Genomic DNA, 24,187 nt, shown 5'->3' with positions numbered 1-24,187 from the left:
TGGACACCCTATCGCCTCCCTCTTTCCTTTGTTTGGGGAGGCTATTTTAAATACACTTTTTCAAATTCTTCCTTTGCTAACGGTTTTCCCAGAACATATCCTTGAATTTCATCACAATGAAGAGAACGAAGAATTTGCAGCTGTTGAAATGTTTCCACGCCTTCAGCAATCACGCGCAGCTTCAAATTTTTCGCTAAACCGATAACGGAAGCGACAATCGCTTGATCTTCCTCCGTTTGCGCAATTCCATCAATAAATACTTTGGCGATCTTTAAACGATGAATCGGAAATTTACGCAAATAGCTAAGAGAGCTATAACCTGTTCCAAAATCATCAATGGAAATATGAACTCCTAACGCTTTCAGCTGTTTAAGCTTTTGAATCGTGTGTTGCTCATTAAAAATGGCCACTCCTTCTGTGATTTCCAGATCCACGCTGTCTGCTGTCAAATTTGTTTTCTTCAAAATGGCCGTAATCTGTTCAACCAGCTTTTCCTGTAAAAACTGCTTAGGCGAGATATTGACACTGATTCTGAGCGCTCGTCCTGTCTGCTCATTCCATTGCTTCACTTGCCGGCACGCTTCTTCCATCACCCACTCGCCAATGGCGATAATCTGCCCTGTTTCTTCTGCAACAGGAATAAACATATGCGGAGGAATCAAGCCCGTTTGCGGATGATGCCAACGAATCAGCGCCTCCATGCCTATCATTTGACCTGTAGCGATATCAAATTGCGGTTGATAAAAAAGAGTAAATTCCCTCTGTTCAATTGCCTGATAGATCGCTGTTTCAATTATTGTTTTTTGCATGATTCCTTGATCCATCTTGCCATTAAAAAATTGATATTGGTTCTTTCCTTGTTCTTTAGCGCGAGATAACGCAATATCTGCCTTTTTCATCAGAGATTCTCCTGTTTCTCCATCATATGGAAAAACAGCGATTCCCATGCTCATAGAAACACGCATTTCCAGATCGTTAACCGGCAAAGGCTGTTTAGAAACAGATAAAATCGATTCAACGATCGAACGAAGGTGTTGGAGCTTATACACCGGCGAAACAATTAAGGCGAATTCATCGCCTCCCTGTCGCCCGATGACATCTGTTGGTCGAAGTGACTGCTTTAACCATTCTGTCATTTTCACCATAAGAGCATCCCCCGCTCGATGGCCAAAATAATGATTTACCTGCTTAAAACGATCTAAATCAATGAGTATAACAGCGAGCAAATGATGCTGTTGCTTCGCTTCCTGAAGCGCCTGCTCAAGCGCCGCAATAAACGCACTTCGATTGAGCAGACGTGTTAAACAATCATACCTCGCCAAATAAAGCAATTCCTCGGTCTTTCTTTCTGATTCCGTTGTCTGATTGACCAGCTTTTGCTCCAATCCTCTATTTAAAAGCTGCATGCTCCTAAATAATCGCGTACTCTCATACAAAGCAACAGCTTGCCGCATTATAACAAAGACGCCAATAGCCATAAAAATCACAGCGATCTCTCTAGCCTCACGCGCTTCTTCATGCAAAATGAAGAAAAAAATCGAAGGAATGAACGCCATATATAAGAACAGAACTTTAAATGACAAGAGACTTTTCTGATTTTTTAAGTACAGAGAGATCTCCCTATCAGCAAATACAGCTGACAGCCCCATCATCAATAAACCGGCAAAAATAAGAAAATCCAAAGAATGGCTTGGAGAGGAATAATCGAATAACAGCGTCCTTGCTCGATCCGTCCCATCCGCTGCTATCAAAAGGATAGCCCCTGCTATATGCCAGGCCAAAACAGGTTTTGCCGCTGAACTAGAAGAAAAAAATAAAATGCCTAATACATATGCAGTCGCTAATTCTAACAGAAAAATACTAGAGAAAATAAAAAGGTCGGAAACGGATAAATACGAAAGAGAGAACAGCCGATTCAAACCAATCGAGCCTCCTAACGCCCCAACGGAAACGATAATCAACACATCCAGCAGTTGCTGAAATAAATGGACTCTAGTTTCTTTCGCCGCTGCCAAATATAGAAGCGCGATAAAATACAAAATCATAGAAATTTCATCCAATCCATTAGTTTGCCATAAAAACCATTCCGTCTGTTTAACGGCCGTTTCATACAACAAGATGCTTTCACGAATCCAATAAGTCGACAGACTGATCAACAGCAGCAACCAAAACAGCCGCTGTTTCGGCCGCAAACGCCGGTAAGCTAGCCATATCCATACCAAAATAACAGATGTGCCACATATAGCAACCAAGATATGAACAATGGGATGGCGAATGAAAAGAAGACAGCAATAGTAAAGAGCAAGATAGATCAAGCTAAAGGTTACACATTTCCATTTATTCCCCATATACTTCATCCTCCTTTCTTTTCTATCATATGTCGCTTCTAGAAAAGCAGCTGGATGAATGATCACATCGTATAAAAAATAAGCAGAGAAAAATACTATAATCGACATGAAGAAAGAAAGGAGGAATGGCCAATGCCATTAGTGCCTTATGATCCATTTCGGCATTTAGAAACGATGCGGCGCGATTTCAATCGTTTATTTACTCATGATTTTTCACCATTATTTCATGATAGCGAAGCGATGATGCCGCGCGTTGATGTGCATGAAACCGATAAGGAATATATGATTTCCTGCGATCTTCCGGGGCTTAAACGCAAGGAAGATGTTCATATCGATGTTCATCAGCAAACTCTTCACATCAGCGGAACCATTCAACGAGACGAATCCGTCAAGGAAGAACAAATGCATCGGCGCGAGCGTTTTTTCGGCCGCTTTCATCGTTCTATTCCGCTTCCTTCTGACGCAGATGCTGAACAAATTCGGGCAACCTATAAAAACGGCGTCCTCAATATCCATGTTCCGAAAACAAATAATCCGCAACGAAAATCGATCGATATTCAATTTCATTGAACCGTTTGTCTATAAAAACAGGGTGTCCTGCATCAAGAACACCCTGTTTTTCCATATACATAAAATCAATCCTTTTTTATACAAACACCGCTGCTTTCACGGACAACTAAGGCAGTCGGGATGACGACTTTTTTTGACAAATGCCGCTTATTGGAAAGCCTTTCAACCAACAGTTCAACGGCGGTTTCCCCCATAAACTCCGTATACACTTTAACGGTTGTCAGCGGCGGCTGAACAAACGCTGATGTGGGAATGTCATTAAAGCCGACTATTGACATCTCTTCTGGAACACGAACACCCGCCTCATGCAGTGCTCGCAAGGCGCCGATCGCCATCGAGTCGCTAGCAATGAAAAAAGCAGTCGGACGATCATTTCTCGTTAGCGCTTGTTTCATCAGCATATATCCATCTTCCGCCGTAAAGCGTCCAGTGAATACATAATCCGGACGATAGATTCCTTTTACATATAAATATTCATAAAACGTCGCTTCCCGTTCATCGTTAATCGGTGTCTTTCCATCGATATACTCCCGGCCGCCGATGTAGCCAATACGTTTATGGCCAAGAGAGAGAAGGTAATCGAGCAAGCCAATCATCGATTGGCGAAAATCGGCGACAACGGAATCAAACCGCTTTTCATCAGGCGCAAAATCGACAAACACCATTTGTTCCGCGCTTGATGAAAACACCTCAATATCTTTTGGGCCGAATTTTCCGATCGCGATGATGCCATCGAGCCCTGAGAGCCATTCGGACTCATAGGAACCGTCCTGCTTAAACAATTTCACAAGTTCAATTTGGCGATGAAAACATTCTTTTTCCACCCCTAAGCGAATCGCCATATAATAAGGATCACCTAATTCCTGAGCTTCAGAGTACCAATGGACAAGGCCGAATCGCAACCGTTCTTTCGCCGTTTGTTGGCTGCGCTCACGCATCGTTTTATAATTTAGCTCTTGTGCGATTTCAAAAATTCGCTTTCTCGTTTCTTCTGACACAGAGAGCGTTGGATCATAATTTAATACGCGTGACACAGTCGCTACCGACACTCCCGCTTTTTCTGCGATTTCTTTTAATGTCGCCATGGATGAAACATGTCACTTCCTTTCCACATGCGCCTGTTCTGCTACCCTCCGCAAAAACATCCGGAACGCCCGCTTTCCTTCTTCCGTCCGTTTAAACACGCCCGCATGTTCAAGCACGACAATAAAGCGTTGTCCGACTTCATAGCGCAACATCTCTTCCACATTTTCCTCGCTGAAACGGTTGTATCGACCGCGCATCCGTTCGACCCAATCGGCGTGCTTCCGCAGCGGCGCAGCCCAATGTTCCGTTGGAGTATCGCGCACAAGGCACTGCTTGAGCGCATCCAATTCGGCCGCGAGCCGTCCCGGAAGAACCGCAAGCCCCATTACTTCAATCAGTCCAATATTTTCCTTTTTAATATGATGCAACTCTTCGTGCGGGTGGAAAATGCCGTACGGATGCTCTTCAGATGTCCGATTGTTGCGCAAGACGATATCCATCTCAAATAAATCGCCACGCCGACGCGCAATCGGCGTCACGGTGTTGTGCGGTGTGCCGCCGGTTTCATGGAGAATCCCGACGCTTTCATCGCTATAGGTTCGCCATGTTTGGTAAATCAGATCGGCCGCATTGAGCACCTCGGATTTTTGGCCGCGCAAACGGATGACTGACATCGGCCAGCGAACCATGCCGACGGTTAATGACGGATAAGATGGCAGCTGGATCGATTCCTCGATGGCCGCTTTCTCCATGGCGAATCCATAACGCCCACCTTGAAAATGGTCATGCGCTAAAATGGAGCCGCCGACAATTGGCAAATCAGCATTCGATCCGATGAAGTAATGCGGAAATTGTTCGATAAAATCGAGCAAGCGGGCAAATGTCTTCCGTTCCATTTTCATCGGTACATGTTTATCGCTAAGAACGATGCAATGCTCGTTGTAGTATACATAAGGAGAATATTGAAAATACCACTGTTCATCTAATAGCGAAAGCGGAATCATTCGATGATTGGCGCGTGCCGGATGATGCCAAGTTCCCGCATATCCTTCATTTTCCGCACAGAGCACACATTTCGGGTACGACGAAGGCGGCTTCGCTTTTAATTGAGCAATATCCTTTGGATCTTTTTCCGGTTTTGATAAATTAATGGTAATATCAATATCCCCGTACTCCGTTTTCACCTTCCACTGACGATTTTTTGCAATCCGATCCATTTGAATATAGTTAGAAGCGCAGCCCAATGAATAAAACCAGCCGGTCGCCTCCATCGGGCTGTTTCGATATTTGGCCAAAAACTCGCGAATGACTTCTGACGGTCGCGGCATGAGACAATTCATCAGCTTCGCTTCCCATATCTCCCGCTCCGTTACCGTGTTGGTTTGCAATCGCCCTTGCTCGTATGCCCAATCGAGAATCGCTGCTAAAATCGGGGAGGGGGAAGACGGAAGCGGCGGAAGCTCTTCAGAGGGGTGCCACTCTTCTAGCCCAAGCGTGGCAAGCAGCCGATTGCGCACATAAATGACATCTTCCCGCTGAATCAGCCCTTTGGCAACCCCGTACTGAACAAGCTGCTCAATCGCTTCATAAATGTTCACATTCACACACCTCGGTACCCGTTCGGTTTTGCATGATGCCACTCCCAAGCAGAGGCCACGATGTCATCGATGTTCGTATACGTTGGCTTCCAACCAAGCTCCCGCTTCGCTTTTTCCGCAGAAGCGACCAATCTCGCTGGATCGCCGGCACGCCTTGGCGCTACAAGCGCTGGAATGTCGCGACCCGTCACGCGACGAGCGGCTTCAATCACTTCCTTCACAGAAAATCCGCTTCCATTTCCGAGGTTGAACACGTCGCTTGTGCCACCGTTTCTCAATTTTTCTACTGCTAATAGGTGAGCATCGACTAAGTCAAGAACATGGATGTAGTCACGGATGCATGTTCCATCATGCGTGTCGTAGTCTTCGCCAAAAATTTGTATCTCGCTTCGCTGTCCTAACGCCACTTTTAATATAAGCGGAATTAAATGCGTTTCTGGATGATGATCCTCTCCTAAATAAGCGCCATATGCCCCAGCCACATTAAAATACCGCAGCGAAATATAACGGATACCGTAAGCCTTGTCGGCCCATTTCATCATTTTTTCCATCGCTAGCTTCGTTTCGCCATATGCGCTTTCCGGCACTGTTGGGTTGGTTTCAGAGATCGGTATTTGCGTCGGTTCCCCATATACGGCAGCCGTCGACGAAAAGACGATGCGTTTGACATCAAACTCATTCATCGTCTCTAGCAGCACTTGCGTCCCATACACATTGTTATCATAATACTTTAGCGGCTCCTGCATGCTTTCGCCCACAAGAGAATGAGCCGCGAAATGGATCACCGTATCGATGTCATAGCTGCTAAACACATACCGCAAGAAACGGCGGTCACGAATGTCTCCATGACAAAAGATCGCTTCTGGATGGACCGCTTCACGATGTCCCGTTTGCAAATTGTCCACGACTACGACTTTTTCGCCTTTTTCAATGAACCGATACACCGCATGGCTCCCAATATAGCCAGCTCCTCCGCAAACAAGAATCATTATACCATCTCCTTTTCTTCTTTTATTTCTCTCGCTCCGCCGCCGATTTTGGCCACATAAAAGCTCGCTTCATAGCCGATTTTTTGCTTATATTCACATCCGACCCGTTCAATGAATGAAGCGATATATTTGTCTTTCACAATATTCACTGTACAGCCGCCAAAACCGGCTCCCGTCATGCGAGCGCCAATGGTTCCTTCGTGCTTCCACGCTGTTTCTACAAGAGTATCAAGTTCTATACATGTCACTTCATAATCGTCACGCAATGAGACATGCGATTGCCGCATCAGTTCGCCAAAGCGCGCTAGATCGCCTCGTTCTAACGCCTCCGCCGCCTCCATCGTTCGCTCGTTTTCGGTAACGGCATGACGAACTCGTTTTTGTTCGCTAGGAGAAAGAAGATGCTCATACCTCTCAAGCTGCTCGCTTGTCATCTCTCCAAGGGAATGAACGTCGATCTCCTTCTGCAGCTTTGCAAGCGCGGCTTCACACGCCGCTCGCCGCTTATTATACGCTGAATCGGCCAATCCCCGTTGTTTGTTGGTGTTGGCGATCACAATCGAACAATCCTGAAAGCTTAATGGCAAATAGCGATACGCTAGTGTTTGGCAGTTTAATAGAAGCGCATGGTTAAATTTCGCCATTCCAATAGCGAACGGATCCATGATGCCACAATTCACGCCGATATATTGATTTTCTACCTGTTGGCTCCATTTGACAAGCTCAAGCATATCGATGTTTCCAGCAAATAGCGTATTGATCAGGACAGCTGTGGCCAGTTCAATCGAAGCGGAAGAGGATAAGCCAGCTCCATTTGGAATATTTCCATAATAAAGAACGTCAAATCCGGTGTCTATTGAGCATGCTAACTGCATGGTAGCGATCATTCCTTTTGGATAATTCGCCCATCCATGTTCTCGATGATAAGCTAAATCATCAAGCGAAACAGTCACTACTCCATGTTCGGAAAAATTTTTCGAAAACAGGCGAATCCATGAACTGCCGTTTTTTCGGGTAAGCGCATATGTCCCGATATGTAGCGCACACGGCAGGACATGTCCGCCGTTATAATCCGTATGCTCACCGATCAAATTGACGCGTCCCGGCGCAAAAAACACGCGAATATCTCCTTTGCCCTTACCAAATAAAGAAACAAAATCATCCATTAACTCTTTCATCATTTACATGCCTCCTGCCGGTTAGCTTTATTCCCATCTTTATTGCTAGAACGAATCGAATCTTTAGCCCCACAGTTGAGCGAAATCGGATCATCATCTGCTCGCTTTAGAACAAATGTTGATGTATCAATTGTATCTATCAAATAGAACCTTCAGTAAAATATATATTAATGTTTACTAAAAATTTTACCATTGTTTTTACTTAATCACAATGATAAATTTTGCGCTTTGAAACATTTTTTCGCTTTGAACGTATAACAAATCATAAACATATCCACCTTATGAATAAAGGGGGCTCGTTCATGGAAAATAAATTTGATCTTGAAAGAGAACTACATAAAATCGAACAATGGGAAAAAGACCAAAAAGATTTATGGTTTTGGGAAAAGCTAGGCCGCCTGCCGTTCAAGCTGTTGGACAAGATCACGCCAGCCATCATCCATAAAAAGCTGGGCCAGCTCTTAGATGAGCTTGGAAGCTATATCCAAACAGGCGGGCAATACCTTGTGCAAAATGAAAAAGTTCTTGAAAGATTTCCCGCGTCATCGATTGAGGAAGTATCTCATCTGCCGCTTGAAAAAATGGATCGCGTTTGCGATGAGTTCATTGAATCACGAATCGCTTTTGCACAATATCAAGGAGCAACAACCGGGATCGGTGGCGTTTTTACACTGGCTATTGATATCCCTGTCCTTCTTGGGCTCGCTTTAAAAACCTTACAGGAAATCGCGCTTACGTATGGATATGATCCAAAAGAAAAAAAGGAACGCATTTTCATTGTCAAGTGCCTGCAATTCACTTCGGCCGATATCGTTGGCAAAAAAGCGATTATTGACCAGCTGTCCTCATTTTCCAACGACCATCAGCAAGTCTTTTCACAGCTGCAAGGATGGCGCGAGGTATTAATGACCTTCCGTGATCAATATGGATGGAAAAAACTATTTCAGATCGTTCCGATCGTTGGAATTATTTTTGGATCCATGTTTAACAAAATGTTTATCGAAGATATTGCAGAAACAGGAAAAATGCTGTATCGAAAACGAAGAATTTTGGAAAAGATTCATCAAATAGAATCCGCTGTCTAACCTGACTAGACAGTGGATTCTATTTGATTTGCTTTTAACAGCCATATGACACTTACAAAATCTCCCGATCGTTCCGGCACATTCAGTCCAGCATACATTAACTCATCCCCTCCGTATGTTTCGCCGCTATCCATGATGCGGTAATTTTTATTTGGATCAAGCCCTTTCAGACGAATAAAAGCGAGCGGCGGATTGGCTTCTGCTAGCACCCTGAAGTAAGTAACGAACGCTTCCGTTTGATCTTCAGATACGAACATCCAAGCGGTTTCATTTCCCGAAAATGGGCTCAATATGCGGTAAAAGGTGCCGAACTGGACAAGACGGCGAATTTGTTTGTAAAAAGCGACTTGTTCCTTTATCTTTGCCCGCTCTTTGCCGCTCAATTTTGTGACATCGAGCTCATAGCCAAAATTTCCTGACATCGCTACATGGCCGCGCATATCCAAAGAGGTGATTCGATGGACTTGGCGATTCGGAACGGCCGATACGTGCGCTCCCATCGATATAACCGGATACACAAAGCTCGTTCCGTATTGAATGGCTAAGCGGGAAACCGCATCTGTATTGTCACTGGTCCATGCTTGCGGCATGTAATAAAGCATCCCCGGATCAAAGCGCCCCCCTCCTCCTGAACAGCTTTCAAACAAAATCTGTGGAAATCGCGATATGATTTCTTCCATTACTCGATATAGACCGAGCATATATCGGTGCGCTGTTTCCCGCTGTCGCTCCGGAGGCAAGGAAGGAGATCCAATTTCTGTCATATGTCGGTTCATATCCCACTTTACATACGAAATAGGAGCGTTGGCAAGCACATTTGTGATCGCTTCAATCATATAATCACATACTTCCTTGCGGGCATAATCGAGAACAAGCTGATTTCTTCCTTCCGAACGAGGCCGATTCGGAACATGCAGACACCAGTCAGGATGCTTCCGATACAGGTCGCTATCAGCGGAAACCATTTCCGGTTCTATCCATATTCCAAATCTCAGCCCCATTCCATGGATTTGCTTCGCCAGTCCCTCTAATCCATTTGGAAGCTTGCGTTTATCAACGATCCAATCCCCTAATGAGCTTTTATCATTATCGCGATGTCCAAACCAGCCATCATCGAGCACAAACAACTCAATGCCAAGCTCCGCAGCCGTTTTTGCAATGTGCATGATCCTTTCTTCATTAAAATCAAAGTGCGTAGCTTCCCAGCTATTGATCAAAATCGGACGTTCGCGGTCTCGGAACGCGCCGCGAGCAAGCCGGGCACGATATAATTCGTGGAACGTTTGCGACATCCCGTTCAGTCCTTGATCAGAGTAGACCATGACGACTTCCGGCGTTTGAAACGATTCGCCCGGCTCCAATAGCCAGGCAAAATCGAACGGATTGATGCCCATCGCGACACGGGCGGTACGAAACTGGTCAACCTCTATTTGGGCAAGAAAATTTCCGCTATATACAAAGCTCAGCCCATACACTTCTCCCCAATCTTCAGTCGCAGCTTCCCGCAATAAAGCGATAAACGGATGATGCTGATGGCTGCTTGCTCCACGACGGCTCTCAACCGATTGGATCCCCTCCCTCAGTTTGCTTCGAACCACTGACCGTTCCCTCGCCCAAGCTCCTGACAACTGGATCCACTCATAATCCGCGTCGTGAAAGTCGACATTCATGCTTAATGCCCGTAATAGTTTAATCCGCTCTGTCCCTTGATTTTCCAAACGAACCGAACGAGTGATAGCGCTGAATTCCTCGTATGCGGTGTATAATAAAATCGCTCGCAATCCCGTTTGCCGATCCTCCAAGACGATTTCAAGCGTCTCTGCTTCCTCCTCGCTCTCTACATATGTTGCTGGTAATCCTTTGATCGTTGGTTTTCCTTTATAAATTCGATGCATGTGATAGCGCAAATCAGAAATCGTCGATCCGTTTTCAAGCTGCACTTGATAGGCTGGAGTGCGGAAATCGGTATTGCCGTATGCCGGATATTCTTGCGGCAGCGTGTCTAAAGAAAACGACCGATCGTTCGGCAAAGGATTAGGAGAAAAGGCGCGTCCCCGAAACCGCAGCTTTCTTGAGAGAGAAGCTTTGCGAATCCGCTTTCCCCAATATAAATGAGCTAGGTAGCCTGATTTAACAATTTGCATGACATAGCTTGCCTTGCTTGTTTGCAAATGAAACTGGCTTGTCGCAGGATCAAATGAAATGGCCATCCGCTTTCCTCCTCCGTATGATATATTCGAAAAAATGTGCAAACCAAAATGAACGCACCCGTTGTGCTATAGGGATGGTACGCCATGCTATACATATAAATAAACCGAATGCGTCAACATCTGTCCCCTTGTGAGCAGGAGATCTTTCGTTGATTACTCATTACATCATATTTCGCTCCTCTCTTCTTTTTCACATCTTTATCGCGTTGGATACTCGAACACAGGCGCTACATCCCCTTTCCTTGTGTAAAAAACAAAAGAGACCACACCAAACACGACAAGCGTTCTGCTTATCATGCATGCGCGGTCTCTCCTAATCTCCTGGCGCCTTATTCACGTTATTTTTAAACAAACCCGATCTGCCTATTGGATTTCGTTATATTTTTTATAATATTCCAACAGTTCTTGATTGGAAGTTGTAATCGCTGATGCCCCTGCATTCAATGCACGTTCGACATCCTCTATCGTGCGTACCAGCCCCCCGGCAAAAATCGGAATGCCTGTCCGCTCTTTCACCTCGCGAATGACATGAGGCATGGCCCCAGGCATCACCTCGATAAAATCCGGCTTCGTTTTTTCAATGAGCTGATAGCTTTTTTCCAAAGCGTGAGAATCAAGCAGAAAAATGCGTTGGATAGCCAGCACCTTTTTTTGTCTTGCCTTCATAATCACGCTTCCCCTTGTTGAAATCAATCCGTACGGCTTAAATTCTTGGCACAAATATTCAGCCGCATACTCGTCATGGCTTAGCCCTTGAATTAAATCAGCATGAATGATTAAGCTTTTTTTATGCTGGCACGCATAACGAAACACGCTTTTCAACTGCGAAATATGCAATTCCAGCAACACCCCATACCGATATGGGCTGCTTAAAAAGCGATCAAAATCTTTCATTGTTTTCATGGCAGGAATGATCTTTTGCTGTTCGATATTCAAAATCATCCCTCTCTTCTGCTTTCTTTATGATTCGTGGCTTTTTGCCGGCTCCATGATCGTTAGGCAGGATAGCGAAAGCATCGTTCTTGGTTTGCAGGCACTTATTTTAATGCCTCGCTTTTGAAACTTTTCAATCACATGTTGAATGGCTTTCTTTTGGTGATTGATTCCTCCATGCAAGTGGTCTTCCATTCTCTTCTCACCTTTCTTCCTCGCTCTGTCATTTTTCATAAAACAGCTTTAGGAATAAACAATTCCACTGTTGTTCCTGCGCCCACCTCGCTTTGAATCGAAATCTGTCCGCTATATTTATCCACAATTTCCTTTGCGATCGCAAGGCCAAGCCCTGCTCCGCCTTTCTCGCGGCTTCTTACCTTATCGACACGATAGAAACGCAAAAACACCTTTTCTAATTCGTCACGGGGAATTCCAATTCCTTTATCTACAACCGAAATTGATACATATTTTCCTTCTTCTTTTAAACAAACCATAATTTTCTTGTTTTGTTGTGAATATTTTACGGCGTTATCCATTAAAATGAGCAACAGTTGTTCTAAATGATGCTTGGCCATTCGAACATGAACCGTTTCCTCAAGCTCGTTATCAATGATAAAATGAAAACTTGGATGAAGAACACGAAAGTTTTTCACAACTTGCTCCGCCGCCTCGCTCGGCGAAATCGGCTGAAGATCAAGAGGAACAGCAATCGCTTCCGCCTTTGATAAATCTAATAGCTCAAGCACAAGCTTTTTCAAACGCACGACTTCTTGGGATGCTGCTTGCAGCGATTCCTCTAAAATGTCGCGATTATTTTTCCCCCAGCGATTTAATAAGGAAAGATGTCCTTCCAAAATGGCGATAGGGGTGCGCAATTCATGGGAAGCATCTTCAACAAATTGCTTTTGCTGTTCAAACGAATCCTGAATCTCATCCATCATTTTATTAAACATGATCATTAATTGGGTCATCTCGTCGTTTGAAGCAGGGACATCCATCCGCTGCTCAAATCCCTTATTTTTGATGTCCATCATCGTTTTCGTTACCGATTGCAGACGTCCGACAAAATGCTGGGCAATGAACATTCCAATCAATGCGCTCATGACCATGGCAATAATGCCGATGCATGTCATCATGATGAACAGCATGTTCGTCATATGCTGGACTTTGACCAGATGACGAATAATTTCAATGGTCCCGCTCGCCGTTCCGAAATGAAACGGCTTGCGCAGCACGATGGAGCGTTCATCATTTACCAAATGATATTCAATCTCTAATCGTTTCGGTTGCGCTGCAGGAAGCAACGAAACAGATGCATGATTAGAAACGGACACCATCACATTTCCTTTGTCATCAAGAATGCGAATCACCTGATATTTTTCGTTCAACTTTTCAAGCAACGGCTGACCTTCACGAATGCTCTCTCGAGATATATTACGTTTTTCCTCGTAATAAGTTTCAATTTCTTCAATGGTTTTTTTCATTGTTTTTTCTTCTTCATTCAGGAGCCACTGCTTCACAACTTCATATTGCAGGCATGTAAATAAAAAGTACATAACAAAAATCACGGACCCTGAAAGAAAAGTGAGCTTCCATTTTAATGAGACGTTTCCAAGACGAAAAGGTTTCATGACCGCATCACATATCCAGAACCTCGTACTGTTTGAATATAGCGCTCCTTATCTTTTTCATCCAGTTTATGACGCAAATAACGAACATACACATCGACCACGTTCGTTTCGACCTCCGTATCAAATCCCCACACTTTGTCAAGAAGCATATCCCGTGTCAAGACAATATCAATATTTTGTAAAAAGGTAACAAGTAAATCATATTCCCGTTTTGTCAAGTCGATGATTTGCCCTTCTTTTTTCACGATGCGCGCTTTGACATCAACAAGCAGATCCTTAAATGCTAAGCACTCCTGCTCAGAAGCAGGCTGAATGCGGCGGAACAGCGCCCGAATACGGGCAAGCAATTCCTCGATCGCAAATGGCTTGACAATATAATCATCAGCACCGTTATCTAACCCCATCACGCGATCGAATACACTGTCTCTTGCGGTAATCATAATCACTGGGGTTTGCTTAACCGCTCTTAAACGCCGGCATACTTCCATCCCATTGAGGCTCGGCAGCATCAAATCGAGCAAAATAAGCCCCCACTCTTCCGATAAAGCAAGATCAAGGCCTTTCCTTCCATCATTACATACACATACTTCATATCCTTCATGGAGCAAGTCTAGTTCAATAAAACGAGCCAGGTTGGTTTCATCTTCAATAATTAAAATCCGCTTGTTCATTTTTTGCTCCCTCCTACTATCAACGCATTCTATTTGATCAAGGCCTCAGTCAAGAGCCTAGAAGCGGCGGTGGCTGGATCTTTGCTAAGCCTAACTAAAAATCTACAACTTGTCTCCGGCCGCCGCATGGATTTTCCAGCGGTGATTCACTCCATTAAAAAATGGCATTGATATCCGTGATGCTAGCTGAGCATCGCATGCAACGATTATAGATGATTGAACTTGCTCCCTCCATATTTCTCCGCTATGTGAGCAGGCGATGAGCCGCTTTCAATGGCCGCCTGAACATGAATGTGGACAGATGCCGTTCATTCGCCATCACGATGACAGCCCAAAGACAGCCAGTGAGTCGATTGGACTTGACACCACGAGTTACTTCATATATATCATATCAAAAAGAAATGCCAACCGCTTCAAACGGTCAGCAACGATGATGTAGCTGAGCTTAGTTTTGCACAACCTGCGGATCTTTATATAAAGCTTTTTACATTCGTGTAACGAAGGCACCTCTCCCTTATCCAAAACCGGCCGTTCAATTTTCCAGTGATATTCTGTCGTCTTTTTATCAAGAGTGGTGATCAAATAAATCCATAAACGCTTGAACGATTTCAACAAGCTGATACATAAGCAACGATAAAGCCGTTCCTGAGAAAAAAAGCGTAATCAGCATTCTCACATGCTCTCCTCCTTCGTGATGCCGGGTTCGTTGTGTTAAAAGGATGAGCATTCAATTCATGTGTGGATTCATTTCAAGAAATGCTGCTCTTATTCCGGCTTTATTAGCATTTTTCATCATCCATTTCCATCATAAAGGATCAATCTTAAAAACAAATGAAATTTCATTAAAAAAATGGGGAGTGACCTTTTTGGCGAAACGAGAATACATTTAAAGAAGAGAATTTTAACGCGAAAGGAGAGCTACATGATGAACGAGCATTTTCAACCACCTATGCGAAAAAAACGAGACGACGAACCGTTCCAACGCCTCCGTGAAATGGTGGATCAATTTTTTGATGAAAAGCCGATCAGAAAAATGTTTGAAACACTAGATGAATACTTCCATGAAACCTTCTCCCGCTCTTATATTCCAATCGACATCCATGAAACAGCTGCGGAATATGTGATTACGGCCTATCTCCCAAATGTCAACCGCCAGCAAATTCAATTAGAATTCCATGAAAAGGTATTGCAGCTTACCGTCTATAGTGATGAAACACTGGAGACAACAGACGAACAAAAGCAGATTTACAAAAAACGACGCATGCAACACCGTACTACCCGTTCTATCCCGCTTCCTTATCCTGTGACCGAAAAAGAGATTCAAGCCTCCTTTGAAAACGGAGAGTTGGTCATTCGTCTGCCACAAAAGAAAAAATATATTGATATCAACTAAAAGGTGCAGAAAAAGCACCTTCTTAAACACATCGACCGAGAAGTCTCCCACCCCTATGTGAAGTGGAGGTGGGAGAAGCTCATGTAAAATAAGGAATCATCAACACTTGTGTGCGCCCATACATACTTTTTAACGTTCTGACGGACGCTATGAATGAAAGAACTTTCTATGAAAAAAGGAGAGAAGCGCCGTTCTTGATCATATCCCATTGCTGTCAACAGCGGAATCCCCAAAATTTTTACGATAAGGAGATGAAGAAGATGGAAACCACCTTAGCTTATCTGCGGGAAGCGCTATCCAATTATCTGGACTACCATAACGATATTCCAAGTCACATTTATCATAAACTGCTGGAAAAGCCTTACGCGAACGAAGAAGAGTTTGTCCGTCATTTATCGCAAAAAGAAGCCGCTTTTTTAAACCATGTTTTGCCGTATGAAATTCATTATGCGATGAACGAACAAGACATGAAGCGCGCTCACCAGCTCAATGAAGTATACGAGCAGCTACTTTAGCCGAAAGAAGCATGCGATCCAAAATAAGCCTTTATGCGGCGCCGTTTCCTTATGGTGATAAGGAAACACCGCATCCTATCAGGAGTCTTGTCTCTCCATTGGAGAAAGGTTAAGAAAATGGCGTTCTTCATCATAAAGGGACTCCGCCAAAAGCTTTCATGAGACGATTCTTGCTCATATTATCTTCATAGTAAAAACAAACGATGAATCGCTAAACATCGGCCATCCTCACACAGATAGGAGGATGGCGTTTATTATGCTTTAAATGCCCCGACCAATCCTTTCAGCACTCCACCGATTTGATTGACGGTCTGAATCATTTGTCCCATTGTATTCATCATTTTATTGATATCGTATGTGCCATCGGAATTTTTAAATTGGGACATAATCGACGGAAGGCCTGAAGCAGGCGGCTTTAGCACCGGACCAGATGGTGCGTATGGCACAGGATACGGAGCTCCCGCGTTTTTTCCTACTGGATAAGGCGGATTCGTGCCGTGCATAAAATAAGGCTGCTGATTCATAGAATTTCCCACTGGGTATCCTTGATGGATTGGCCAATGCGAAAACGCTTGAGAATAGGGCATATGCCATCCCCCTGTTGGATAAGGCCACTGCGGAGATGACGGCGGAAGCGGAACACGATACGGATATTGATACATAACATCCTCCCCACTTTTCGATATACGTGCAACTTGAAAATCAACGGTCGAAGGCAAGACGACAAAAATTCATGGATCGATGACGCAGTCCGTTATTCGATTCATCCGCCGCCGAAAAGCCACACGCACTTCATCTAAAGTTCCACCTGTAAAAAAGCTAAGTACATTTCTATAGGCTGACACCATTATATGTATAGAATGGGCGAAAAGTGAAAGTGGCGCCGTACATCATCCATCCTGAAAATCCTTCATTTATCCATGTGCGCGAACGGAAAAGTTCAGCAACGGGCTATTTTCATCCTTACGAGTTGTCATATGTTGTCGGAAGTTTCAATTTTTCGAATTTACATCAACCATTATTTTTTATGATAAGATGAACAAAAAGAGGAGATGGATAAAGGGGGCATCGATCATGAATACGACAGAATTAAAGGGGAAATTTATAGCGAAAAGAAACTATGAACCGGCCAGCATCAACGAGCTGCTTGATTTTGCCCGTCAAGTATACCTGCGCGGAGAGCTTACGATTTCTGAATATCGCGATATCACTCGACAGCTGGAGCTAGCAGGCGCTCATAAGCCTGAATAACCGATGGATCATTCATGAAGACAGGACGGGCTCGCTGCTTTTTCATGATTTCATCCGACCCGGTCGAAACATCCACTGTTCGCGGTTATCGGTTAAGCTATATAACTTGAACATAAGCCAAGTGAGCTAATTCCGCTTTCTGTAGATGTTCTACTTAGAAAACTGAATGATGGGTTCCATGGATAAGCATGTTGAAGCGCCCGCTTTTCTTTCCGGCTTTGCAAAGGAAGGCCAGAAAAAAGCAGGCCTATTTTTTTGAAAAAAAAGTGAACACTCAACATCTAATCTATGCTGATCAGCCTCCCTCCTTTCAAGCAAACAGCGGATATATACGAAAAAATGCCCTCAAATACAAAGGAGGTCAGGCTTTTCCTTTCATCTCAAACATAAATAAGGCTATCCCTTAACAGATGGATAGCCTTTTACTGATTTGATCTCATTTCCAATCGTTCGCTGACAAGAGTAAGAGTATAGTCAATGGATTGATGAAATTGCTTCAAGCGTCGAAGCTTAACCGCGGGATAAAACGCCTCGACTACAATTTTTTCGATATTTTCGCTTGTTGCTTCGATTTGCTGCGAATGAACATGCTGCGGCCGCTCTGTGCGGATCCAAGCGAGCGCCTCCTGCCTCCATTTCTCTACCGTTTGACTGACAGCATCAGCAAACGGCTTTACCTGCTGGAAAAAATCAGGCTGTTCATGGCTATTAACGGCTTTTTCAGCTATTTGTAAAATTTCATCATTATATTTGAGCAACTCGTTTGTCAAACGTCTAAGCTGTTCATACATGTCGCATTTCTCTCCTTTTGAAAACCATTATACAAAATGAAGCTTCGATGCGACAAACACTTTCTTCTCAGCCTCGTGATCCAGCTGCTTCTCTACATGGTCAAGCTGCGCAGCTAACTCGTTGATTTGCGACTGCTGATTTCGCTGCTGTTCTTTCACGAGATCATCCATCATTTCATCCATTTTTTGATCAATTTGCTGCATCAACTCCAAAATTTCTTCCAGTTGTTTTTCCACTTCCTCTTTTCTCACCCACCGCATATGCGAATCCTCCCCCTTACCCGTTTGCTTTTAAACATTCGCCGTTTTCCGCGTGCTCCCTTCACACTTGACAAAACTAGAAGCGTTTCGGCAAAGAAAGTCGTCTTTTTTATTTCTTCGTGCAATTTCGACATTTTCTTTATTCCCCCTATTCCAGCTCTCCTATGGTATAATAAAAAACATTCAAAGGAGATGAGGAGAAGATGTTCAAATATCCCGGTGGCAGACAATATAAAGTGAAGGAAACAGAAGAAGCCGTTCAACCCCTTCATCAAAATTATGGAAACCGCGGGATGACGTTAGAAGAGGATTTAAATTCCACCAATGAGTATTACCGCGAGCATGGCATTGCCATCATTCATAAAAAGCCGACACCGATTCAAATTGTCCGTGTTGACTATCCAAAGCGCAGCGCTGCTGTCATTAAAGAGGCCTATTTTAAACAAGCATCAACAACGGACTATAACGGTGTTTATCGCGGTAAATATATTGATTTTGAGGCAAAGGAAACGAGAAATACAACCTCTTTCCCTTTAAAAAATTTTCACGAGCATCAAATTCAGCACATGAGGCAGGTGCTTCAGCATGGAGCCATTTGCTTCGTTATTTTGCGTTTCGCTTCCTTGGGTGAAGTGTACCTGCTGGATGCTTCGCATTTGCTTTCCTTTTGGGAAAGACAGCAATCTGGCGGTAGAAAATCGCTAACCAAACAAGAAATTGAACAGTATGGCCATCACATTTCACTTGGCTATCAACCTCGAATTGATTATATTAGAGTAGTAGAAAACATCTACTTTTAAGTAAGAAATCAAATCAATTTCTTACAATGATTAGAAAGGTAGGATTTGCTTATGTCTGGTGAATATCGTTCTCGTGCAGAACGGAAGCAAGCAGCAAAACAACCAAAGCAAAAAAAGAAAAAAAAGCGAAAAGCCAACTCGTTATTGAAAACAATCGCACTCTCGCTTATGTTGTTAATCATAATCGGATTAGTCGGAGGGATTGCGACATTTGCCTATTTCGTCAAGGGCACACCGCCGCTTGATGAAGCCAAAATTAAAGACCCTTTATCATCGACTGTCTACGATATGAATGGTCATAAAATCGCTGAGCTCAGCGCGAATGGCCAAAAACGAACGTACGTTTCCTATTCTGACATTCCGAAAGTCTTGGAAAACGCGGTGCTGGCAACAGAGGATGCCCGGTTCTATCAGCATCACGGCGTCGATTTTATCCGGCTTGGCGGCGCGGTGCTGGCGAATGTGAAAGAAGGGTTTGGAGCGGAGGGAGGAAGCACCATCACTCAACAAGTGGTTAAACTCTCCTTCCTTTCATCCGAAAAAACGCTCAAACGCAAATCACAAGAGCTGTGGCTGGCCCTTCGTCTTGAGCAAAAATATTCTAAACACGAAATTTTAGAGATGTATTTAAACAAAATTTATTATTCGAACAGTATTTATGGGGTGGCTAAAGCGGCAGAGTTTTATTTTGGCAAAACCAATTTGAAAGACTTAACGCTCCCTGAAGCGGCCCTGCTCGCAGGCTTGCCGCAAAGCCCAAACAACTATAATCCGTACGAACATCCAGAAGCGGCGAAAAAGCGGCGCGACGTCGTGTTATCGCTTATGGCCAAGCATGGATTTATTACAAAAGAAGAAGCGGAAAAAGCGAAGAAAGTGCCGATTTCCTCCATGCTCGTCGATCGGAAAAAGAACAGCGGCACGGCCTCGCTTCCATATGATTCGTTTATCGACGAAGTGATTAGAGAAGTAACAGATCAAGCGAACGTGAACGTATATGAAGATGGATTAAAAATTTACACGACGCTCGATCCAAATGCCCAAGATTATGTAGAAGACTTGCTTAATTCTAATGAGTTATTTACAAAGAAAAAGGATTTACAATCATCCATTGCTTTAATTGATACAAAAACTGGCGAAATCCGTGCACTTGGCGGCGGACGCGATCCAGAGAACGTTACATTCGGCTTCAACTACGCGATTCAGCCAGTTGGGCAGCCTGGTTCAACCATTAAACCAATTTTAGATTACGGTCCAGCCATTGAATATTTAAAATGGTCGACAGCCCATCAGCTTGTTGATGAACCATATCAATATTCAGATGGCACGCCGATTAAAAACTGGAATGGCAGTTATGAAGGCGCGATGACGATGCGGACGGCTCTTGCCAAATCACGCAACATTCCTGCTTTGAAGGCATTTCAAGCTGTTGGTCGAGAACGTGCGAAACAGTTTGCCAATAAGCTTGGCATGGGATTTGACACCGTTTATGAATCATATTCTATCGGCGGTCTTGAAAAAGGCGTATCGCCGCTGCAAATGGCTGGGGCTTACAGCGCTTTTGGCAATAATGGGGTCTATATCAAGCCGCATGCGGTCACTAAAATTGTCTTTCCTGATAATACAGAGATGAATTTGACGCCAAAACCGAAAACAGCGATGAAGGATTATACCGCTTATATGATTACCGACATGCTCAAATCAGTCGTGCAATCCGGAACAGGTACGCTTGCGAACGTGCCGGGTCTTCATATCGCTGGGAAGACGGGAACCACCAACTATGATAAAGATACGGCCCGTAAATACGGCTTGTCTAGCAGCGCGGTTCCAGATAGCTGGTTTGTCGGCTATACGCCAAATTATACGGCGGCTGTATGGACCGGCTTTAGCAAACGAAGCAGCACAGCGGATTTATCGACATATGAACAAAAGCTGCCGCGCTTGTTATTCAAAAAGGTCATCGCCCATGTAGATAAAGGCGGCAAAGATTTCCCAATGCCAAATAGCGTAGAGAAGCTGCCAATTAAAAAAGGCTCCAATCCGCCGAAGCTGGCAAGCAAATATACGCCAGCCAGCGAAATTACGTATGAATGCTTTATAAAAGGAACAGAGCCGACGGAAACAGCAAAAGATGAGCCGCCAGCAGCACCAGCGAATTTGCAAGCCGTCTATGATGCTGCCACAGATGCCATTTCCCTTTCTTGGAAATATGACAACGGTTCAAATGGAGACATGGCATTTGAAGTGCGTATCAAAAATGATAAAGGCGAGTCAAGTGTGATTCCAACGTCCGACTCTTCTTTAACCATTAATCATCCGACTCCAGGAGCCGTTTATACGTTTGAAGTATATGCGGTAAGCAAGGACGGACAAATCAGAAGCAATCCAGCCGTGGCGACTGTCAATGTTCCGGGCAACGAACAGGAGGAACCAAACGGCAACAATAATAACAACGGAAACAATGGGAATGGAAACAACAACGGAATTCCTGGCAATAACGGGAACAACGGAAATGGAAACAACAACGGAATTCCTGGCAATAACGGGAACAATGGGAATGGAAACAATAATAATTCTGGGAATGACGGCAGCGGCAATTCCGGCAACAATAATAACGGAACTGGCGGCAATACAGAAAATGGTGGAAGCGGCGGACAAAATAACAACGGCGGTAGCTCTGGCGGAAGCACACCGCCAACAACCCAAAATACCAGCCCTAATAACTCAACTCAAACCCATTAACGGCCTAATGCCGCTAGAAAAAAGGATGCCTCAACATGGAGGCATCCCTTTTTTTACAATCGCCCGCTTCTTATAAAAAAGCTTCGCCGCTTCCTCAAACAATTCATTTAATTGAACAAATGAAGGATACGTATCACATCGCTGAAAAATGAATTGCAAGCGCTCCATACAGTTCATCGGTTTAAGCGGCAGCGATTCCACTGCTTTTTGCCACATACGAAGCTGGGTGACTTTGCTTTGATTCATCCAAAATAAAAGCATTATAAAATAAGATAACCCGCGAATCATCGGCTTCTGGACAAGCGTTCGGTTTCTCTCCGCAAAAAGTGCCTGAAGCTGCGCTTTTTCCTCATTCCACAGCTTCAGTAAAGCAGGGATCGATTGTTCTGCTTTTTCCCAAGGCACATAAGCGCTATCTACGATATCATAATAAAAATACACTGTTTTAAGTGCATAAGGGAACGGAGCCTCTTCTTGTTTCTCAATCATCTCTTCTTCTTGGAAAAACAACGGATGAACAAAGTCAATCGGCACTTGCAATTTTCTCCCTGCCCTTCATTCTTTTCTTTCCTTCTCGACATAGTTCAAGCAGGGGACAGATTTCGCATTTTGGTGATTGGGCTTTGCAATGATAACGCCCGAAAAAAATCATCCGGTGATGGGTAATCGACCACTCTTCTTTTGGTACCTTTCTCATCAGGGTTTCTTCTACTTCAAGCACAGAGTCCTTCCAACGGCAAAAACCAAGCCGTTTGCTAACTCTCTCCACATGTGTATCCACTGCGATCGCTGGGACGCCAAAAGCGACCGAAACCACCACATTCGCTGTCTTGCGCCCAACCCCCGGCAGCTTCATCAATTCGTCGCGATCACAAGGCACTTCTCCTCCATATTGTTCGAGCAGCATGGTGCACAGCTTTTGAATATTTTTCGCTTTGTTCCGATACAGTCCAATCGATCGGATATCTTGCTGAAGCTCTTCCAACGGAACCGATATATAATCTTCAGGCGTTTGATATTTTGCAAATAAATGTTTTGTTACTTTATTTACGAGCGCATCCGTGCATTGCGCCGACAAAACTACCGCAATTAGCAATTCAAAAGGGTTGCGGTGTATCAATTCGCAGTGAGCGTCCGGAAACATCTCTCCCATTCGATCCAAACAAATGCGAATTTGTTGCCGATTCAGCATAAGAATTCTCCTTTCGTTTTACAGCCGCTAACAATAGCGGCGATTCTATTCTTTCTCATATCAAAGCTTGTCCTATTACGTTTCGTCACATAGGCCTATATGAACCTTCCCCATCTCCATTCCATTAAGAGGTGGGAGACTTCTCGGCGGATGATGTTAAAAAAGTGGCTGCCTCAATCATAGAAAAACGAGAGACGGGGGCCTCTCGCTTACGATTCTAGCCAATTATAAAATGTAACGGTTTGTCGATGCTCTTCCTGTGATACAGGCTTGGCTTTCGATTGATGCTTGCGGAATTTTTGGCCATAATCTTTCGCCTGTTCAATCGTACGCACTCCATTCTTTTTCCACTCAAACAAAATTCGATCAATATAACGGAAATTTAATTTCCCGGACAATACCGCTTCGCGAAGCGCGGCTTTTATGATAGCTGGATCATGCCCGTCTTGATCCATCCACATCGTCAGCGTCTCGCATTCAAACGGCGAAAGCGGTCGGCCAAACTCTTGTTCAAACATCGTATACAAGCTTTGTTCCTCTTCCTGGCGCTCTTTCTTGTGTTCGTTCATCGACTCGGAAATTAAATGATGCACTAACTTTTCCCATAGCGGCTTAAGCGAGTATTTTTCGCTCAGAATGGCTCCATCTACCTGTTCTTCAATAGAAACAAATCCTTTTTGCAAAAGCTTCCGTAATGCTTCCATACATTGTGCCGGCGTTAACGTCATCCTTTCTGCCAGCTCATCTGGAGTTGGAAACCATACCCCTTCTTCCATAAATGCATGCAAATGCAAAAGCAGCATAAATTCTACTTCCGTTAAACCTAAACGTTTATAATGCTGCAAAAGCAGCTTTGGAATTGCAATGCTGCCTTGGGCCAGCCATTCCGCCATTTTTTCTTTGTCCATTGGAATACACCTCAACTATAAGTATAACATGGATGCTAAGTATTAGATAATCTATATCGATATAACTTGACACCTTAACAGTTGCGTCGATATAA

At 44.1% G+C, this 24,187-nt stretch carries 23 protein-coding genes; 7 read left to right on the top strand and 16 right to left on the bottom strand.

Annotated elements, in window-relative coordinates; all coding sequences use genetic code 11:
- Window positions 1-41: 41 nt before the first annotated feature.
- Window positions 42-2,348 (bottom strand): putative bifunctional diguanylate cyclase/phosphodiesterase, encoded by a 2,307-nt coding sequence (locus B6A27_RS14405; protein ID WP_080862436.1) that lies wholly within the window; start codon window positions 2,346-2,348, stop codon window positions 42-44.
- A gap of 132 nt (window positions 2,349-2,480) precedes the next feature.
- Here B6A27_RS14405 and B6A27_RS14400 point away from each other — a divergent pair, with 132 nt between their 5' ends.
- Window positions 2,481-2,918, top strand: coding sequence for an Hsp20/alpha crystallin family protein (locus B6A27_RS14400; protein WP_080862435.1), 438 nt, complete (start codon window positions 2,481-2,483; stop codon window positions 2,916-2,918).
- Window positions 2,919-2,983: 65 nt separating this feature from the next.
- Here the strand turns inward: B6A27_RS14400 and B6A27_RS14395 are convergent, their stop codons facing one another.
- Genes B6A27_RS14395 through B6A27_RS14380 form a run of 4 tightly spaced genes read right to left on the bottom strand, consistent with a single transcriptional unit; the run spans window position 2,984 to window position 7,712 of the window.
- Window positions 2,984-4,003: a LacI family DNA-binding transcriptional regulator gene (locus tag B6A27_RS14395; RefSeq protein WP_080862434.1), complete on the bottom strand. Its 1,020-nt coding sequence runs from the start codon at window positions 4,001-4,003 to the stop codon at window positions 2,984-2,986.
- Window positions 4,004-4,015: 12 nt separating this feature from the next.
- Entirely contained in the window at window positions 4,016-5,542 is a 1,527-nt protein-coding gene (galT, locus tag B6A27_RS14390; protein ID WP_080862433.1) for a UDP-glucose--hexose-1-phosphate uridylyltransferase, read from the bottom strand.
- Window positions 5,543-5,544: 2 nt separating this feature from the next.
- Complete coding sequence (gene galE / locus B6A27_RS14385; RefSeq protein WP_080862432.1) at window positions 5,545-6,531, bottom strand: UDP-glucose 4-epimerase GalE; 987 nt, start codon at window positions 6,529-6,531, stop codon at window positions 5,545-5,547.
- Window positions 6,531-7,712, bottom strand: coding sequence for a galactokinase (locus tag B6A27_RS14380; RefSeq protein WP_080862431.1), 1,182 nt, complete (start codon window positions 7,710-7,712; stop codon window positions 6,531-6,533). The genes galE and B6A27_RS14380 overlap by 1 nt, the downstream gene beginning before the upstream one ends.
- A 299-nt stretch (window positions 7,713-8,011) precedes the next feature.
- On the opposite strand from B6A27_RS14380, the gene B6A27_RS14375 reads away from it, so the two are divergent.
- Window positions 8,012-8,794, top strand: a complete 783-nt coding sequence (locus tag B6A27_RS14375; RefSeq protein ID WP_066145340.1) for an EcsC family protein — start codon at window positions 8,012-8,014, stop codon at window positions 8,792-8,794.
- Window positions 8,795-8,799: 5 nt separating this feature from the next.
- On the opposite strand, the gene B6A27_RS14370 is transcribed toward B6A27_RS14375, so the two are convergent.
- The 5 genes from B6A27_RS14370 to B6A27_RS14355 form a co-directional block, all read right to left on the bottom strand.
- Window positions 8,800-11,004 carry an alpha-galactosidase gene (locus B6A27_RS14370; RefSeq protein WP_080862430.1) on the bottom strand — a complete coding sequence of 735 codons (2,205 nt, stop codon included), beginning with the start codon at window positions 11,002-11,004 and terminating at the stop codon, window positions 8,800-8,802.
- 363 nt (window positions 11,005-11,367) lie between these two features.
- Complete coding sequence (locus B6A27_RS14365) at window positions 11,368-11,907, bottom strand: glycerol-3-phosphate responsive antiterminator (RefSeq protein WP_369815478.1); 540 nt, start codon at window positions 11,905-11,907, stop codon at window positions 11,368-11,370.
- Window positions 11,908-11,964: 57 nt separating this feature from the next.
- Window positions 11,965-12,132: a hypothetical protein gene (locus B6A27_RS18855; RefSeq protein ID WP_172798628.1), complete on the bottom strand. Its 168-nt coding sequence runs from the start codon at window positions 12,130-12,132 to the stop codon at window positions 11,965-11,967.
- Between the two features lie 35 nt (window positions 12,133-12,167).
- Window positions 12,168-13,568 carry a HAMP domain-containing sensor histidine kinase gene (locus tag B6A27_RS14360; protein ID WP_044742302.1) on the bottom strand — a complete coding sequence of 467 codons (1,401 nt, stop codon included), beginning with the start codon at window positions 13,566-13,568 and terminating at the stop codon, window positions 12,168-12,170.
- Window positions 13,565-14,239, bottom strand: coding sequence for a response regulator transcription factor (locus B6A27_RS14355; RefSeq protein WP_044742301.1), 675 nt, complete (start codon window positions 14,237-14,239; stop codon window positions 13,565-13,567). Before B6A27_RS14355 ends, B6A27_RS14360 begins: the two co-directional genes overlap by 4 nt.
- Window positions 14,240-15,164: 925 nt before the next feature.
- On the opposite strand from B6A27_RS14355, the gene B6A27_RS14350 reads away from it, so the two are divergent.
- On the top strand, window positions 15,165-15,632 hold the full coding sequence (locus B6A27_RS14350) for an Hsp20/alpha crystallin family protein (protein ID WP_080862429.1): 468 nt from the start codon (window positions 15,165-15,167) through the stop codon (window positions 15,630-15,632).
- Between the two features lie 260 nt (window positions 15,633-15,892).
- Window positions 15,893-16,147, top strand: a complete 255-nt coding sequence (locus B6A27_RS14345; RefSeq protein WP_066145358.1) for a sigma-G-dependent sporulation-specific acid-soluble spore protein CsgA — start codon at window positions 15,893-15,895, stop codon at window positions 16,145-16,147.
- 254 nt (window positions 16,148-16,401) lie between these two features.
- On the opposite strand, the gene B6A27_RS14340 is transcribed toward B6A27_RS14345, so the two are convergent.
- Window positions 16,402-16,809: a YppG family protein gene (locus tag B6A27_RS14340; protein ID WP_044742298.1), complete on the bottom strand. Its 408-nt coding sequence runs from the start codon at window positions 16,807-16,809 to the stop codon at window positions 16,402-16,404.
- A gap of 412 nt (window positions 16,810-17,221) precedes the next feature.
- On the opposite strand from B6A27_RS14340, the gene B6A27_RS14335 reads away from it, so the two are divergent.
- A complete protein-coding gene (locus B6A27_RS14335) occupies window positions 17,222-17,398 on the top strand; it encodes a YppF family protein (protein ID WP_080862428.1) in 177 nt (58 codons plus the stop codon).
- Window positions 17,399-17,820: 422 nt separating this feature from the next.
- Here B6A27_RS14335 and B6A27_RS14325 read toward each other — a convergent pair whose 3' ends face one another.
- Window positions 17,821-18,189, bottom strand: a complete 369-nt coding sequence (locus B6A27_RS14325) for a YppE family protein (protein ID WP_044742296.1) — start codon at window positions 18,187-18,189, stop codon at window positions 17,821-17,823.
- A gap of 27 nt (window positions 18,190-18,216) precedes the next feature.
- Window positions 18,217-18,450, bottom strand: a complete 234-nt coding sequence (locus B6A27_RS14320) for a hypothetical protein (protein WP_044742295.1) — start codon at window positions 18,448-18,450, stop codon at window positions 18,217-18,219.
- 203 nt (window positions 18,451-18,653) lie between these two features.
- Here B6A27_RS14320 and recU point away from each other — a divergent pair, with 203 nt between their 5' ends.
- Both recU and B6A27_RS14310 read left to right on the top strand, forming a co-directional pair.
- Window positions 18,654-19,250 (top strand): Holliday junction resolvase RecU, encoded by a 597-nt coding sequence (gene recU, locus B6A27_RS14315; RefSeq protein WP_066145361.1) that lies wholly within the window; start codon window positions 18,654-18,656, stop codon window positions 19,248-19,250.
- A 51-nt stretch (window positions 19,251-19,301) separates the two neighbouring features.
- On the top strand, window positions 19,302-21,992 hold the full coding sequence (locus tag B6A27_RS14310; RefSeq protein ID WP_080862426.1) for a PBP1A family penicillin-binding protein: 2,691 nt from the start codon (window positions 19,302-19,304) through the stop codon (window positions 21,990-21,992).
- A gap of 30 nt (window positions 21,993-22,022) precedes the next feature.
- Here B6A27_RS14310 and B6A27_RS14305 read toward each other — a convergent pair whose 3' ends face one another.
- The 3 genes from B6A27_RS14305 to B6A27_RS14295 form a co-directional block, all read right to left on the bottom strand.
- On the bottom strand, window positions 22,023-22,526 hold the full coding sequence (locus tag B6A27_RS14305) for a YpoC family protein (protein ID WP_236546302.1): 504 nt from the start codon (window positions 22,524-22,526) through the stop codon (window positions 22,023-22,025).
- A complete protein-coding gene (nth, locus tag B6A27_RS14300) occupies window positions 22,516-23,184 on the bottom strand; it encodes an endonuclease III (protein ID WP_066145370.1) in 669 nt (222 codons plus the stop codon). Before nth ends, B6A27_RS14305 begins: the two co-directional genes overlap by 11 nt.
- 209 nt (window positions 23,185-23,393) lie before the next feature.
- A complete protein-coding gene (locus B6A27_RS14295; RefSeq protein WP_080862424.1) occupies window positions 23,394-24,092 on the bottom strand; it encodes a DnaD domain-containing protein in 699 nt (232 codons plus the stop codon).
- Window positions 24,093-24,187 lie beyond the last annotated feature (95 nt).

This window comes from Anoxybacillus sp. UARK-01, assembly GCF_002075365.1.
Classification (GTDB): Bacteria; Bacillota; Bacilli; order Bacillales; family Anoxybacillaceae; genus Anoxybacteroides; species Anoxybacteroides rupiense.
Note: the sequence above shows the minus strand (reverse complement) of the source record. Positions and strands in the feature narration are given on the sequence as shown.

Excerpts from the sequence above, each read along its gene's own strand:
- B6A27_RS14405 (WP_080862436.1), bottom strand. The coding sequence starts at position 2,348 with ATGGGGAATAAATGGAAATGTGTAACCTTTAGCTTGATCTATCTTGCT.
- B6A27_RS14400 (WP_080862435.1), top strand. The coding sequence starts at position 2,481 with ATGCCATTAGTGCCTTATGATCCATTTCGGCATTTAGAAACGATGCGG.
- B6A27_RS14395 (WP_080862434.1), bottom strand. The coding sequence starts at position 4,003 with ATGGCGACATTAAAAGAAATCGCAGAAAAAGCGGGAGTGTCGGTAGCG.
- galE (WP_080862432.1), bottom strand. The coding sequence starts at position 6,531 with ATGATTCTTGTTTGCGGAGGAGCTGGCTATATTGGGAGCCATGCGGTG.
- B6A27_RS14380 (WP_080862431.1), bottom strand. The coding sequence starts at position 7,712 with ATGATGAAAGAGTTAATGGATGATTTTGTTTCTTTATTTGGTAAGGGC.
- B6A27_RS14375 (WP_066145340.1), top strand. The coding sequence starts at position 8,012 with ATGGAAAATAAATTTGATCTTGAAAGAGAACTACATAAAATCGAACAA.
- B6A27_RS14370 (WP_080862430.1), bottom strand. The coding sequence starts at position 11,004 with ATGGCCATTTCATTTGATCCTGCGACAAGCCAGTTTCATTTGCAAACA.
- B6A27_RS14365 (WP_369815478.1), bottom strand. The coding sequence starts at position 11,907 with ATGAAAACAATGAAAGATTTTGATCGCTTTTTAAGCAGCCCATATCGG.
- B6A27_RS18855 (WP_172798628.1), bottom strand. The coding sequence starts at position 12,132 with ATGGAAGACCACTTGCATGGAGGAATCAATCACCAAAAGAAAGCCATT.
- B6A27_RS14360 (WP_044742302.1), bottom strand. The coding sequence starts at position 13,568 with ATGAAACCTTTTCGTCTTGGAAACGTCTCATTAAAATGGAAGCTCACT.
- B6A27_RS14355 (WP_044742301.1), bottom strand. The coding sequence starts at position 14,239 with ATGAACAAGCGGATTTTAATTATTGAAGATGAAACCAACCTGGCTCGT.
- B6A27_RS14350 (WP_080862429.1), top strand. The coding sequence starts at position 15,165 with ATGAACGAGCATTTTCAACCACCTATGCGAAAAAAACGAGACGACGAA.
- B6A27_RS14345 (WP_066145358.1), top strand. The coding sequence starts at position 15,893 with ATGGAAACCACCTTAGCTTATCTGCGGGAAGCGCTATCCAATTATCTG.
- B6A27_RS14340 (WP_044742298.1), bottom strand. The coding sequence starts at position 16,809 with ATGTATCAATATCCGTATCGTGTTCCGCTTCCGCCGTCATCTCCGCAG.
- B6A27_RS14335 (WP_080862428.1), top strand. The coding sequence starts at position 17,222 with ATGAATACGACAGAATTAAAGGGGAAATTTATAGCGAAAAGAAACTAT.
- B6A27_RS14325 (WP_044742296.1), bottom strand. The coding sequence starts at position 18,189 with ATGTATGAACAGCTTAGACGTTTGACAAACGAGTTGCTCAAATATAAT.
- B6A27_RS14320 (WP_044742295.1), bottom strand. The coding sequence starts at position 18,450 with ATGCGGTGGGTGAGAAAAGAGGAAGTGGAAAAACAACTGGAAGAAATT.
- recU (WP_066145361.1), top strand. The coding sequence starts at position 18,654 with ATGTTCAAATATCCCGGTGGCAGACAATATAAAGTGAAGGAAACAGAA.
- B6A27_RS14310 (WP_080862426.1), top strand. The coding sequence starts at position 19,302 with ATGTCTGGTGAATATCGTTCTCGTGCAGAACGGAAGCAAGCAGCAAAA.
- nth (WP_066145370.1), bottom strand. The coding sequence starts at position 23,184 with ATGCTGAATCGGCAACAAATTCGCATTTGTTTGGATCGAATGGGAGAG.
- B6A27_RS14295 (WP_080862424.1), bottom strand. The coding sequence starts at position 24,092 with ATGGACAAAGAAAAAATGGCGGAATGGCTGGCCCAAGGCAGCATTGCA.